This is a genomic window from Sphingobium sp. RC1, assembly GCF_059738765.1.
The window spans coordinates 2382270-2395042 of the sequence record NZ_AP027306.1 but is presented as its reverse complement, the minus strand read 5'-3'; the positions used below and the strand labels follow the sequence as shown (position 1 = coordinate 2395042).

General features: G+C 60.3%; 14 protein-coding genes. 10 read left to right on the top strand and 4 right to left on the bottom strand.

Annotated elements, in window-relative coordinates:
• Window positions 1-11 precede the first annotated feature (11 nt).
• The 7 genes from AC6JBC_RS11935 to AC6JBC_RS11905 all read left to right on the top strand — a co-directional run bounded on the left by AC6JBC_RS11935 (window position 12) and on the right by AC6JBC_RS11905 (window position 5827).
• Window positions 12-1631: an NAD(P)/FAD-dependent oxidoreductase gene (locus tag AC6JBC_RS11935; RefSeq protein WP_498024458.1), complete on the top strand. Its 1620-nt coding sequence runs from the start codon at window positions 12-14 to the stop codon at window positions 1629-1631.
• Window positions 1632-1910: 279 nt separating this feature from the next.
• Entirely contained in the window at window positions 1911-2405 is a 495-nt protein-coding gene (locus AC6JBC_RS11930; RefSeq protein ID WP_498024457.1) for an energy transducer TonB family protein, read from the top strand.
• A gap of 89 nt (window positions 2406-2494) precedes the next feature.
• A complete protein-coding gene (locus tag AC6JBC_RS11925; protein WP_498024456.1) occupies window positions 2495-2776 on the top strand; it encodes a DUF6894 family protein in 282 nt (93 codons plus the stop codon).
• On the top strand, window positions 2748-3464 hold the full coding sequence (locus AC6JBC_RS11920; RefSeq protein WP_498024454.1) for a Crp/Fnr family transcriptional regulator: 717 nt from the start codon (window positions 2748-2750) through the stop codon (window positions 3462-3464). Before AC6JBC_RS11925 ends, AC6JBC_RS11920 begins: the two co-directional genes overlap by 29 nt.
• A gap of 92 nt (window positions 3465-3556) precedes the next feature.
• Entirely contained in the window at window positions 3557-5161 is a 1605-nt protein-coding gene (locus AC6JBC_RS11915; protein ID WP_498024452.1) for a GAF domain-containing sensor histidine kinase, read from the top strand.
• 25 nt (window positions 5162-5186) lie between these two features.
• Window positions 5187-5555: a response regulator gene (locus AC6JBC_RS11910; RefSeq protein ID WP_498024451.1), complete on the top strand. Its 369-nt coding sequence runs from the start codon at window positions 5187-5189 to the stop codon at window positions 5553-5555.
• Window positions 5552-5827: an Hpt domain-containing protein gene (locus AC6JBC_RS11905; RefSeq protein WP_498024450.1), complete on the top strand. Its 276-nt coding sequence runs from the start codon at window positions 5552-5554 to the stop codon at window positions 5825-5827. Before AC6JBC_RS11910 ends, AC6JBC_RS11905 begins: the two co-directional genes overlap by 4 nt.
• Before the next feature lie 133 nt (window positions 5828-5960).
• Here AC6JBC_RS11905 and rplL read toward each other — a convergent pair whose 3' ends face one another.
• The 3 genes from rplL to AC6JBC_RS11890 all read right to left on the bottom strand — a co-directional run bounded on the left by rplL (window position 5961) and on the right by AC6JBC_RS11890 (window position 9766).
• Entirely contained in the window at window positions 5961-6335 is a 375-nt protein-coding gene (gene rplL / locus AC6JBC_RS11900; protein ID WP_449471019.1) for a 50S ribosomal protein L7/L12, read from the bottom strand.
• 75 nt (window positions 6336-6410) lie between these two features.
• Complete coding sequence (gene rplJ, locus AC6JBC_RS11895) at window positions 6411-6926, bottom strand: 50S ribosomal protein L10 (RefSeq protein WP_498024449.1); 516 nt, start codon at window positions 6924-6926, stop codon at window positions 6411-6413.
• Window positions 6927-7660: 734 nt separating this feature from the next.
• A complete protein-coding gene (locus AC6JBC_RS11890; RefSeq protein ID WP_464788054.1) occupies window positions 7661-9766 on the bottom strand; it encodes a RelA/SpoT family protein in 2106 nt (701 codons plus the stop codon).
• A 111-nt stretch (window positions 9767-9877) separates the two neighbouring features.
• Here AC6JBC_RS11890 and AC6JBC_RS11885 point away from each other — a divergent pair, with 111 nt between their 5' ends.
• The 3 genes from AC6JBC_RS11885 to AC6JBC_RS11875 are packed head-to-tail and all read left to right on the top strand — an operon-like array spanning window position 9878 to window position 12310.
• Window positions 9878-10360, top strand: coding sequence for a winged helix-turn-helix transcriptional regulator (locus AC6JBC_RS11885; RefSeq protein ID WP_498024448.1), 483 nt, complete (start codon window positions 9878-9880; stop codon window positions 10358-10360).
• A gap of 46 nt (window positions 10361-10406) precedes the next feature.
• Window positions 10407-11513, top strand: a complete 1107-nt coding sequence (locus AC6JBC_RS11880) for a sensor histidine kinase (protein WP_498024446.1) — start codon at window positions 10407-10409, stop codon at window positions 11511-11513.
• Window positions 11510-12310, top strand: coding sequence for a LytR/AlgR family response regulator transcription factor (locus AC6JBC_RS11875; protein ID WP_196225243.1), 801 nt, complete (start codon window positions 11510-11512; stop codon window positions 12308-12310). Before AC6JBC_RS11880 ends, AC6JBC_RS11875 begins: the two co-directional genes overlap by 4 nt.
• 7 nt (window positions 12311-12317) lie before the next feature.
• Here the strand turns inward: AC6JBC_RS11875 and AC6JBC_RS11870 are convergent, their stop codons facing one another.
• Entirely contained in the window at window positions 12318-12734 is a 417-nt protein-coding gene (locus AC6JBC_RS11870) for a GtrA family protein (RefSeq protein WP_498024445.1), read from the bottom strand.
• Window positions 12735-12773 lie beyond the last annotated feature (39 nt).

Genomic DNA, 12773 nt, shown 5'->3' with positions numbered 1-12773 from the left:
GAGGCGGCGCCATGTTGCGTCTCTCCGGCCTCAAACTGCCCCTCGACCACCCGGCCGATGCGATGGCTGCCGCCATTTGCGAGCGGCTGGGAATTGAGGCATCGGACCTCGTCTGTCACGTCATCGTGCGCCGGGGGAATGATGCCCGGCGAAAGAGTGCAATCCAGCTGGTCTATACTGTCGATGTCGAGCTGGTGGACGAGGCCGCAGTGCTTGAACGGCTGGCGGGCGACCATGACGTGCGCCGCCGCCCGGACACCGACTACCGCTTTGTCACGCATGCGCCACAGGGCTGGTCGGGGAAGCGCCCGGTCGTGGTGGGCGCAGGCCCATGTGGGATTTTCGCGGGACTGATCCTCGCGCAGATGGGCTTCCGGCCCATAATCCTGGACCGAGGCAAGGTTGTGCGGGAAAGGACCAAAGATACCTGGAGCCTGTGGAGGCGGGCCGAGCTGAACCCCGATAGCAATGTTCAGTTCGGGGAAGGCGGCGCGGGCACTTTTTCGGATGGCAAGCTCTATTGCCGTGTGAAGGACCCGCGTTTCCTGGGCCGCAAGGTGTTGGAGGAATTTGTCGCTGCGGGCGCGCCTGAAGATATATTGACCGAAGCGCATCCCCATATCGGGACGTTTCGCCTCGTCAGCATGGTCGAAAGCCTGCGCCGCCAGATCGAGCAGTTGGGCGGCGAATATCGCTGGCAGCACAAGGTCGACGAACTGGAAATGGAGCGGCAAGGCGACGGAACGCAGCGCCTGCGCGGACTGCATCTTTCCGACGGCAGCTTTATAGAGGCCGACCATGTCGTACTTGCCGTCGGACACAGCGCCCGCCCGACTTTCGAGATGTTGCACCGGCGCGGCGTTCATATCGAAGCCAAGCCTTTTTCAATAGGGGTGCGGATCGAACATCCACAAAGCTGGATCGATCGAGCCCGCTACGGCAATTGTGCGGGTCATCCGGTACTTGGAGCGGCGGCCTACAGCCTTGCGCATCATTGCGAGAACGGCCGCACCGTTTACAGCTTCTGTATGTGTCCGGGGGGACGCGTGGTCGCTGCCACGTCTGAAGAAGGACGTGTCGTCACCAACGGCATGAGCCAATATAGCCGCGCGGAATTCAACGCCAATTCAGGCCTGGTGGTTGGCATAGAGCCGGATCGGGATTTCCCCGGAGGGCCTTTGGCGGGCATCGACCTTCAGCGGCATTGGGAAAGCCAGGCCTTTGTCGCGGGCGGCTCCTCCTACTGGGCTCCAGGCCAAAAGGTCGGCGATTTCATGGCGCGGCGTCCCTCCACGACGCTGGGGGAAGTCGTCCCTTCCTACAAGCCGGGCGTCACCATGACCGATCTGTCCCTTTGCCTGCCTGACTTTGCAATCGACGCCTTTCGCGAGGCGCTGCCTGCATTTGGTCGACAGATTGCCAATTATGATCACCCTGATGCGGTCATGACCGGTGTCGAAACCCGAACCTCATCCCCCATCCGCATCACACGCGGCAAGGATTTTCAGAGTCTGAATGTGGCCGGACTTTACCCGGCTGGCGAAGGCGCGGGCTATGCAGGCGGCATATTGTCGGCGGCCATTGATGGCATCAAGGTTGGGGAAGCCGTCGGCTTGGCGATTTCCACCTGAGTCGTGCGGCGTTGCCGTAAGGTAAGGTCTGAAAATCAAATCCGTGCCGAGGCTTAGCCAAAATTCTTTCCAAGCTCAGCCAAGTAACGCGGGTAAGCCACATTCGATCAGAAAATTAAGCTCCGATGAAATAATTCTTATGCCCATGACTTCATTGGTGATAATTTGTTACCCGGCCAGGCGGCTTTGCAATATATAAGCTCCCGCTGCTCTCGGCTGGTCCGACGCTGCCGCAGCGGCCTTTCAGTAAAAATTACTAGAGAAACAGAGGAGGCCTCTATGTATGCCAAGCCTGTGATGGCGGCGCTTTGCGTCTGCTTGGCTGTGCCGATGGCGGCAGATGCCAGGCAGGGATCTGGGCAACTGACGGTGGTAGCACCCGATAAAAGCGCAATAAGCTATGAAAAGTGGACGGATCGGACAGCATCAAGATTGTCGCGGAGCATCCGTCAGGCAACGTCCCTTTATCGTGACGGAGCATCGGTCGGATATTCCCGCGTGCAATTCCGTCTGGGAGAACAAGGACGGCCGGAGAATATTTCTCTGGCGGGCTCTTCGGCATCCCGCAGTGTCGATCGCATATCGATGCGCGCTATCCGATCGATGGGATCGCTCTACCCCTTACCGCAGGAGGTGCGCCCCGGGTCGAAGTTCGAGGCATGGGTGATTGTGGCGAATGACGCGACGGACAGGGACAACATGCTGAGCAGTTTGCGCGCTCAACACTTTGCGCAGGCGGCGGCCGATCGGCCGATCCTGCTCGCGGCGCGTTAAATAGCAGAAAAGTCGGCTCCAGGCGCGCGGCATGAAGTGTGTGTCTTGAGCAACGTGAAACTTACCGTCAGAGGCGGCGTTCCCATGCCATGCGCCGCCTTCATTTCGATCTACACAACGGCACGGGCTTTACCCGCGATTACGAGGGCCGGGAGTTGGCCGAAGAGGTTGATGCCCGTGCTCTTGCCATAAGCAGCATCCGCTCGATCCTGAGCGAGGAAGTGCTGATGGGCGTCGTCGATCTGACGGGCTGGATCGACATAAGGAGTGATTCTGGCGTACAGATGGGACGGGTGTCCTTCAGCGAGGCTGTGTGTCTCCGGCTCGCCCCAGGAGACCGCGATGGTAGAGGCGCATCTCGCCAAGCTTAGGTTCCGTCACCCGTTATCTCCGGAAGAGGAAGAGGCGATCCGGGCGATCACGCCGCCGGGCCGTCATGTGTCTCGCAACAGCATCATCGTGCATGAGGGCGAACCTCTGGAGGCGAGTACATTGCTGCTCGAAGGGGTGATGTGCCGCTTCAAGGATTTGGCGGACGGCAAGCGGCAGATTACGCAAATCCACGTAGCGGGCGACTTTGTCGACATTCATGGCTTCACGCTGAAGCGGCTTGAGCATGATGTCATGGCTCTGACGGATTGCGTCGTGACCCTGGTGCCCCATGAGCAAATCCGCCAGTTGATCGAGCAGTGGCCGCGTATCGGCCGTCTGTACTGGTTCAGCACAAACCTGGATGCGTGCATGAGCCGCGAATGGGAATTGTCGCTCGGCCAGCGTTCGGCGGCGGGCCGGATGGCGGCTCTTTTTTGCGAACTATATGTCCGTCTACAGGTGATCGGTCAGGCGAATGACCGGTTCTACATTGGGATGAGCCAATCTCAGCTCGCCGACAGCCTTGGCATGACGGCGGTCCATGTAAACCGCACTCTCAGATTGCTCCGCGACCGGGGGCTTCTGAAATATCAGCGGGGTGAAGCGCAGATCATTGACCTTGAGGGTTTGAAGTCTCTCGCCGAATTCGACGCGCGCTATCTCTATCTCGATCCCGACCCGCTTTGACATGGATCCTCAAGGAAGGTGTTGATTTCGTTCCGGTTAAGGTGTCGATTGGTGCCGTGATCATAAGCGGGACTTGAGGACCGATGCCAACGATGCAGGAGCGCCAGCCCAAGGGCACCGAGGCGGTGAAGCCTCCCATCCCGGCGGATGAGGCCGACCGGTTGCGAGCGCTGGAGCATTACCGGCTTGGCGGCATCGGCCGCGAACGCCCGTTCGACCATATAACCCAGTTCGCAGCTGACCTGTTCGATGTGCCAATGTCGCTGGTGTCGATCGTGGGATCGGACACGCAATGTTTTCGCGGTGCGTGTGGCATCGATGAAACCCATACCTCACGGGACGTTGCCTTTTGCGCCTTCGCGATCCTGCAACCGGAGGTCATGGTGGTGCCGGATGCGACGAAGGATCCGAGGTTTAGCGGCAACCCATTGGTCACAGGGCCGCCGCACGTCCGCTTCTACGCCGGTGCGCCTTTGCGGGTGGCCAATGGCCAGCCGCTTGGAACCTTGTGCATCGTCGATTACAAACCGCGTGATTTCAGCGACGGTGATCGGCACCGGCTCGCCCAGCTGGCACGGACGGTGATCGACCTGATAGAATTGCGGGTCGAAGGATTTGCGGCTGACGAACATCGGCGCAAGCTTGATGACGAACGCCAGTTGCTGAAGCTGACAGTGGAGAATGTGAGCGGCGGCGTCGCGGTGGTAGATCGGGACCTGCGGCTGATGCTGTGGAACCAGGCCTTCGTCGATCTGTTCGACTATGCTCCCGATAGCGTGACGGGCGGAAGGGATGCGCGTGAACTTATCCGCCTGACCGCGCAACGCGGCGAACTGGGACCCGGCGACCCGGATCAGATCGTCGCAGGCTTTGTCGAGTCCATCCGCACTAGTGATAGTCGGCGGTTGGAGATTCAGCGCAGGGATGGACGCATCCTGGATATACGGCGCGAGTCGATCCGTGGGGGGCGGTTCATCATGACGGCGCGGGATGTGACGCAGGAGCGGCAGATCAGCCGCTTGAAGGACGAACTGGTATCGACCGTCAGTCACGAATTGCGGACGCCGTTGACCGCTATCTCTGGCGCATTGGGACTAATGGCGGGTGGCGCCGCTGGGGAATTGCCTGACAGGGCCAAACAACTGGTCGCGATCGGCAGCAAGAATGCGGAGCGGCTCATTCATCTGGTCAATGATCTGCTGGACATGGACAAGCTTCAATCGGGCAAGCTGGTCTTCCATTTCGACGAACGGGAATTGGGCTTGTTGCTGACCGAGGCGATCGAGCAGATTGGGCCATATGCCGAGCGTTTCGGTGTTAAGCTTGAATTCGATCGCCCGGCCGAAGCGGTCGTCGCGAAGGTTGATGGCAATCGCCTGTGTCAGGTGATGGCCAACCTATTGTCCAACGCTTGCAAATTTTCGCCCTCGGGCGGGACCGTCCATGTCTCCCTTGATCGGGCAGGGGATGTCGCGCGGATCAGCGTTGCTGACGAGGGGCCGGGGATTTCGCCGGAGTTTCGTGCGCGGCTGTTTAAGCGTTTCGAGCAGGAGGACGGTGCGCATCAGCATGGCCATGCGGGCACCGGCCTTGGCTTGGCGATCAGCAAAGCTATCGTAGAGGCGCATGGCGGAAGCATCGCGCTGGATTCCGCGGCGGAAACAGGGGCGACGTTCATTGTCGAATTGCCGCTGTGATGCCGAATTGACAGAAAGGCCCAAGTTGACCCGCATTCTTTATGTTGATGACGAGGCGGACCTGCGGGAGATCGCGGCCATGTCGCTTGAGCTGGACCCGGAGTTCGAGGTGCGAACGGCGGCCTCGGGTGCGGAAGCGCTGGAGCAGGCGAGGCAGTGGCAGCCTGCTCTCATCCTGCTTGATGTGATGATGCCGGGCATGGATGGGCCTGCGACTTTGGCGGCGTTGCAGGTCGACCCCGCCACCGCGACAATTCGCGTCGCATTCATCACGGCCAAAACTCATCCACGGCACGTCACTAACCTCAAAGCCCTCGGTGCGCGAGCCGTGCTGGCCAAGCCGTTCGACCCGATGAGCCTTGCGGGGACCGTGCGGACATTGCTGGAGCCATGAGCGATGCCGAAGCGCAAATGCAGAAGTTGCGACAGCGCTTCCATGCGCGGGCCGCGTCAGATCGGAGTGCCATCATTTCGGCGCTTGAAGCCGGGGATCGCTCCCGCCTTTTGCATCTCGCCCATGGATTGGCGGGCGTGGCCGGGATTTTTGGCTATGCCGATATTGGCGGTCATGCGTCCGCGTTGGAGGAGGCTGTGGACGCGGGCGTTGATGATGCGGCCGTAAAGGGGCTTGGGCAGGCGCTTATAGAAGCGCTGGCGCGCGTTTAGGGTCGACTGATCCAGGAGGACCCAGGCAGGCTGCTCCGCCTGTATGGTACAGAAAAAAGGGCGGCATCCGAAGATACCGCCCTCCTTCCAGCTGAGCTGGATCGGTACTCCGCGCGGGGCGGAGCAAAACCGATTACTTGAGCTCGACAGTCGCGCCGGCTTCTTCCAGCTGCTTCTTGATCTTCTCGGCTTCGTCCTTGCTGGCGCCTTCCTTGACAGCCTTGGGTGCGCCTTCGACGAGCGCCTTGGCTTCGGTCAGACCCAGGCCGGTGATGGCGCGGACTTCCTTGATGACGTTGATCTTCTTGCCACCGTCGCCGGTCAGGATCACGTCGAATTCGGTCTGCTCTTCAGCAGCCGGAGCAGCGGCGCCAGCAGCCGGACCGGCAACTGCGACAGCAGCGGCGGCCGAAACGCCCCACTTTTCTTCCAGAGCCTTCGAGAGCTCAGCGGCTTCGAGAACGGTCAGAGCCGAGAGCTGATCGACCAGTGCGTTGATGTCTGCCATGATAATATTCCCTTCTGGGTGGGGCATGTGCCCCATGATTGAGTTGAAAACGTATTTCGGGAAAAGCCGTGACCCTTAGGCCGCGTTCTTTTCCGCATAGGCGTTGAAGACCCGCGCGAGCTGCGCAGCCGGTGCCTGGGTGACAGTCGCGAGCTTGGTCGCGGGTGCAACGAGCAGCCCAACGATCTTCGCACGCAGTTCATCCAGCGACGGCAACGATGCGAGCGCCTTGACGCCCTCTACATCGAGCAGCACTTCGCCCATCGCGCCACCAACGATCTCAAGCTTGTCGTTGGTCTTGGCGAAATCGACTGCAACCTTGGCGGCTGCAACCGGATCAGCCGAGGAGGCGAGGCCAACCGGACCAGTCAGCAGGTCGCTGAGGCTGGTATAGCTGGTGCCTTCAAAGGCGATCTTGGCGAGGCGGTTCTTCGTAACCTTGTAGGTGCCACCGGCTTCGCGCATCTTCTGACGCAGCTGGGTCGACTGTGCGACCGTCAGCCCGAGGTTGCGGGTCACGACGACCACGCCAACATCTGCCAGATGTGCGTTCAGCGCGGAAACGACCTCAGCTTTCTGATTACGATCCATGCCATTCTCCACTTCATGTTCATCGGACGACCCGATGAACGGCAAAAACCCGCGACTTGCGCGGGGCATTGGTCCGAAGGGGAGAGATCGACTGGCCCGTATCCCTGGAGGAGAACAGGCAGACCCGAACAGGAACAAGGCCCGGCCGGTAAAGAGCTTTTCCCCGTCTAGGCCGGAAATTAAGAAGGGCAGATTCCCTTCACCGACTGTCTCGGACGGAAGACCCCGAAGGGTCTGCTGCGGGGGCCTCTACAGAATTGGAGGTTTCCTGTCACGCGAAAGTTGAAAGTGACGTAGGGAATGGCGAAAAAGTGCCATTTTTGTCCCGAAGTTCACACCATATGCGCGCGCGTGCCCGAGCGCGCGTGGGCGTCGTGGGAAGCGGTTCGACGTTTCGAGGACGGCTGGGGGATAGGCAGGTTGGGGCTGTGTAGGACAGCGGTATTGGGAGGGTGTGGGGGAAATAGGATGTTTTTTGTAGGGGGTGTGGTTTGGGGGATACAGGTGGGGGGTGAGTGACGGGCAGGGGGTGTTGAGTGCGCTTTATTCCCCTCCCGCTAGCGGGAGGGGCTAGGGGTGGGCGCGAGCGTAGCGAGCCTTTGGCGAGGCCGCTGATGAATAAGCTCCGACGTTGCGCTAGCCCACCCCCCGGCCCCCTCCCGCTTGCGGGAGGGGAGAAGATCAGGCTGATCCCCTCCCGCTTGCGGGAGGGGGAGCAGGTACGCCTTCGCGGATTAAACCCGGTCGGCCTGCACCACCGCGTCCAGTGCTCGCAATGCCGAGAGGATGCGGTTCAGGTGCTGGGCGTCGTTGACCTCAAGATCGATGATGTCGGTGTGGAACGGCCCTTCGCGGTTGACCAACTGGAGGTTTAGAATGTTCGCCTTGGTCGCGCCGAACACGTTGGCGACGGCGGCAAGCGCGCCGGGCTGGTTCTTGACGATGACCTGGAGCCGCGCGGTGCCGCCCTTGGACTTGCTGTCCCAGCTGAGATCGACCCAATCGTCGTCCTGCCCGGCTTCCAGCGACCGGCAGTCGATGGTGTGCACCTCGATCGGTTCGCCCGTGCGGCGCACGCCGACGATGCGGTCGCCGGGTACAGGGTGGCAGCAGTCGCCCAGATTATAGGCGATGCCGGGCGTCAGGCCGCGGATCGAGACGGGGGCGTGCTGGCGCGGATGCGCTTCCTCTATCCCGTCTACGCTGGTGGAGCCGGGGATAAGAGCCTCCATCACCTCTGAATCGAGCAGGCGATGGGTAGCGATGGCCACCATCAGCGACGCGCGATCATCCAGCTTCAGCCGCTTCAGCGCGGCCTTCAGCGCCTTGTCACCCAATTCGCTCGCCAATTCGGGTGAGAAGCGGCCGATGATCTCCTCATAGAGCTTCTCACCCAGCGCCACTTCCTCGCCGCGCTGCTTCTGCCGGATATAGCGGCGTATGGCGGCGCGGGCCTTGCCGGTGATGGCGAAGGTCAGCCAGCCCGGCTGCGGCTCCTGCCCTTCAGATTTCAGGATTTCGACCTGATCGCCATTTTCAAGGCCGGTACGCAAGGGCACCACGCGGCCGTTGACCTTGGCACCGACCGTCTGGTTGCCCAGCGAGGTATGGACGGCATAGGCGAAGTCCACCGGCGTTGAACCTTTGGGCAGCTGGTGCAGCTCGCCTTTGGGCGAAAAGGCGAAGATGCGGTCCTGATACATCGCCATGCGGGTATGTTCGAGCAGCTCGTCCGCATCCTGACTTTGTTCCAGGATTTCGACGAGGTCGCGCAGCCACGCCGCATGATGGTCGGCCGCGTCACCCTTCTGCTTGTAGGCCCAGTGCGCCGCGAGCCCGAGTTCGGCGTCGTTGTGCATGTCGCGGCTGCGAATCTGCACCTCGATCCGGGCGTTATCCTGATGGATCACCGTGGTGTGTAACGAGCGGTAGCCGTTGCGCTTGGGCGTGGAGATGTAATCCTTGAACCGGCCCGGCACCATTTTGTAGGTCTGATGGATGACCCCGAGCGCGCGGTAGCAATCCTCGGTCGTCTCGGTGATCACGCGGAAGGCCATGACATCGGTCAGCTGTTCGAAGCTGATGTGCCGCTCCTGCATCTTCTTCCAGATGGAATAGGGGTGCTTTTCGCGGCCCGACACGGTGACGGGCAGGTTCTTGCCGCCGAGCAGCAGTTGCAGTTCCGCGCCGATGCGATCGACCTTGCCGTGGCCGCCTTCCTTCAGCTGTTCGAGGCGCTTGGTGATGCTGTCATAGGCTTCCGGCTCAAGTTCCCGGAAGGCGAGCAGCTGCATCTCGCGCATGAAGTCGTACATGCCGATCCGCTCAGCCAGCGGGGCATAGATGTCCATCGTCTCGCGGGCGATGCGGCGGCGCTTCTGCTCATTCTTGATGAAGTGCAGGGTGCGCATATTGTGCAGCCGGTCAGCGAGCTTCACCAGCAGCACGCGAATATCGTCCGACATGGCGAGCAGGAATTTGCGGAGGTTTTCCGCCGCCCGCTCATTTTCCGACATCGCTTCGATCTTCGACAGCTTGGTGACGCCATCGACCATCTTGGCGACGTCCTTGCCGAACGCGCTTTCAATCTCGTCATAGGTGACGAGCGTGTCTTCTATGGTGTCGTGCAGCAGCGCGGTGACGATCGTCTGATCGTCCAGGCTGAAATCGGTCAGGATGCCCGCGACTTCAATGGGGTGGCTGAAATAGGGGTCGCCGCTGGCGCGCTTCTGAGACCCGTGTTTCTGGACGGAAAAGACATAGGCGCGGTTGATCATCGCTTCGTCCGCATCCGGATCGTAGCGCTTCACCCGCTCAACAAGTTCATATTGACGCAGCATCGTGACCCGATTGTCCGGGAAGCATCTTGCTGTGCAACAAAAAAATCCCATCTTGACGCAAAATGGCTGCTCTTTTGCATGGGCTGTGGCTTTGAGCTATCTAGACGGACGATGAAACATAATCTGGCGCAGGACCTGGAACAGTGCGCGCTCCCCAGCGCGTTGGAAGCGATGGGCGAGCGCTGGTCGTTTCTCATCCTGCGCGGCGCGTTGTCGGGCATCCGGCATTTTGAAGATTTTCAGTCGTCGCTAGGCATCGCGCGCAACATTCTGGCGAACCGGCTGTCCCGGCTGGTCGAGAATGGGATCATGCTGCGTCAGCCGATGCAGTGCGACCGGCGCAAGATCGAGTACCGCCTGACGGAAAAGGGGCAGGAACTGGCCCCGGTCATGATCGCGCTGCGTCAATGGGGCGAGAAATGGGGATGCGGATCGCCGTCTTGCCAGGTGCTGGCGGACAAGCGTGACGGTCAGCCCATCCGCCGGGTGACCATTCAGGCCCATGACGGCCGGTCGCTGGAGTTGAGGGACCTTGTCTGGCTTTGCCCCGACGAGGTCACGCCGATGGATCAGGAAGCTGCTACGGCGGCGTAACTTGGGTGGCTTCACCCTGAACCTGAATTCGCCTAGGCTGGCGGCGATGTCTGTTCAACCTATTCAGCCTCAGCCTTTTTTCGCTGACAAGAACCGCGCTTTCTGGAACCTGCAATCCGTCGGATGGGCGGGTGCGTTCCTGCTGCGCGGGTCGTCCACCATCGCCAATGGGCAACCGCTTTCCAGCCTGATCCCGGTGATGATTTCAACCGTGTCGGGCTATTCGGTGACCCTGCTGATCGCGGTCATATTCCGGTTTCTGCAAAGACAGCGGCCGATCATCACATGGGGTGCGTCGATCGTTACCGTGGTAATGGCGGCTGGACTGGTCGCCTTTATCGACGCCTGGGTTTTTTCGACCCAGAACCGGGCGAGCGAAACGGCGGGGCTGCAACTCTTCCTTGGCGCTTTTTATCTCAGCATAACGCTGCTGGGTGCCTGGTCGGCGCTTTACTATGCGATCAACTTCTACCTTCAGGTGGAGGAGCAGGCGGACCAGCTGCTGCATCTGGAAAATCAGGCGTCGAGCGCGCAACTCGCCATGCTGCGCTATCAGCTCAATCCGCATTTCCTGTTCAATACGCTGAACAGCATATCCACGCTGGTGCTTTTGAAGCAGACGGATCGCGCCAACGCGATGCTTTCACGCCTGTCGTCCTTTTTGCGCTATACACTGATCAATGAACCCACAGCGCAGGTGACGATCGAGCAGGAGGTGGAGACGCTCAAACTCTATCTGGAGATTGAGAAGATGCGGTTCGAGGACCGCTTGCGGCCGGTATTCAACATCGATCCGGCAGTGGCGCAGTCGCGATTGCCTTCCCTGCTGCTCCAGCCACTGGTGGAAAATGCCATCAAATATGCGGTCACCCCCAAGGAGGAAGGCGCCGAAATCTCCATCACGGCGCAGCCTGCCGGTGAAAATGTCCGGATCGTCGTATCGGATAGCGGCCCGGGATTGAACGAGGGGTTCACTCGCCCGAACATCCCAGTGAGTGAGGGGACAGGCGTTGGCCTGGCGAATATCCGCGATCGCCTGATTCAGGCGTTCGGGGAACGACAGAGCTTTGAAACGCGTTCCACGCCAAGCGGCTTTTCGGTCCATATCGAAATGCCGCTTAATCTGGATGAACCATCGAAAGTGGCCGCATGACCATCAGAACAATCCTCGTCGATGACGAAAGCCTGGCTATTCAAGGCCTCAAGCTGCGTCTGGAAGCGCATGAGGATGTCGAAATCGTAGAAACTTGCTCGAATGGCCGCGAAGCCATCCGCGCCATAAAGACGCATAAACCCGACCTTGTGTTCCTCGACATTCAGATGCCGGGATTCGATGGCTTTTCCGTCGTTCAGGGCCTGATGGAGGTTGAGCCGCCGCTTTTCATCTTCTGCACCGCCTATAGCGATCATGCGATTCGGGCTTTTGAGGCGCAGGCGGTGGATTACCTCATGAAGCCGGTCGATGAAGGGCGGCTTGCCGACGCACTGGACCGCGTGCGCCAGCGCCTGTCCGAAAAGAAGCAGGTGCAGGAAGCGGAGAAGCTGCGCGAGGTGCTGGCGGAGGTCGCTCCTGATGCCATGAACGATTTCAACGCGGATGAAGAGGCGCCGTCGTCAAATCGGTTCGAGAAGCTCATCAACATCAAGGACCGGGGTCAGATTTTCCGCGTCGATGTCGATTCGATCGAGCGGATCGATGCCGCGGGCGACTATATGTGCATTTACACGGCCGACAATTCGCTCATCCTGCGCGAGACGATGAAGGATCTGGAGAAGCGGCTCGACCCGCGCAATTTCCAGCGGGTGCATCGGTCGACCATCGTGAACCTCAGCCAAGTGCGGCAGGTGAAGCCGCATACCAATGGCGAATGCTTTTTGGTGCTGGAATCAGGCGCTCAGGTGAAGGTCAGCCGGTCGTACAGGGATGTGGTGGCCCGCTTCGTCCATTGAGGCGAGCCTAGCGGAACACCCATTGGCGGTTGAGGCCAAACACTATGGCTGGCGTCACGAATATCATGGCCGGGATGGGCGACCATTCCGGCCATCGCATATGGGTGACGCAGAGGAAGACCCAGAGCGCATTCAGCGCATAACTCAGTAGGGATACGGCCACGAATTTGACGCCGCGCGCGGCTTGGCTGCCACCGCTCCCCTGATCGCGAAAGGTGAAGAGGCTGTGGGTGACATAGCCGATCAGGACCGCCGCCACATAACCGGTCATGTTGGCAAGCTGCGGGTGCCATCCGGCCAGAGCCGCGAGCGTCCAGTAGATGGTTGCCTGACAGGCTGTGATGAACAGGCCGCTGAGGCCATATCGCACGATCTGCCAGAACAGGGCCTGCCGTTCCGGCGTCAGACGTGACAGCAATTTCATGAAGGCCCCGTTGCGATTTGATGCGAACGCTCTAATCCA

Bases quoted from the DNA above. Each gene is read 5' to 3' on its own strand.
- AC6JBC_RS11935 (WP_498024458.1), top strand. From the start codon at position 12: ATGTTGCGTCTCTCCGGCCTCAAACTGCCCCTCGACCACCCGGCCGAT.
- AC6JBC_RS11930 (WP_498024457.1), top strand. From the start codon at position 1,911: ATGTATGCCAAGCCTGTGATGGCGGCGCTTTGCGTCTGCTTGGCTGTG.
- AC6JBC_RS11925 (WP_498024456.1), top strand. From the start codon at position 2,495: ATGCGCCGCCTTCATTTCGATCTACACAACGGCACGGGCTTTACCCGC.
- AC6JBC_RS11920 (WP_498024454.1), top strand. From the start codon at position 2,748: ATGGTAGAGGCGCATCTCGCCAAGCTTAGGTTCCGTCACCCGTTATCT.
- AC6JBC_RS11915 (WP_498024452.1), top strand. From the start codon at position 3,557: ATGCAGGAGCGCCAGCCCAAGGGCACCGAGGCGGTGAAGCCTCCCATC.
- AC6JBC_RS11905 (WP_498024450.1), top strand. From the start codon at position 5,552: ATGAGCGATGCCGAAGCGCAAATGCAGAAGTTGCGACAGCGCTTCCAT.
- rplL (WP_449471019.1), bottom strand. From the start codon at position 6,335: ATGGCAGACATCAACGCACTGGTCGATCAGCTCTCGGCTCTGACCGTT.
- rplJ (WP_498024449.1), bottom strand. From the start codon at position 6,926: ATGGATCGTAATCAGAAAGCTGAGGTCGTTTCCGCGCTGAACGCACAT.
- AC6JBC_RS11890 (WP_464788054.1), bottom strand. From the start codon at position 9,766: ATGCTGCGTCAATATGAACTTGTTGAGCGGGTGAAGCGCTACGATCCG.
- AC6JBC_RS11885 (WP_498024448.1), top strand. From the start codon at position 9,878: ATGAAACATAATCTGGCGCAGGACCTGGAACAGTGCGCGCTCCCCAGC.
- AC6JBC_RS11880 (WP_498024446.1), top strand. From the start codon at position 10,407: ATGTCTGTTCAACCTATTCAGCCTCAGCCTTTTTTCGCTGACAAGAAC.
- AC6JBC_RS11875 (WP_196225243.1), top strand. From the start codon at position 11,510: ATGACCATCAGAACAATCCTCGTCGATGACGAAAGCCTGGCTATTCAA.
- AC6JBC_RS11870 (WP_498024445.1), bottom strand. From the start codon at position 12,734: ATGAAATTGCTGTCACGTCTGACGCCGGAACGGCAGGCCCTGTTCTGG.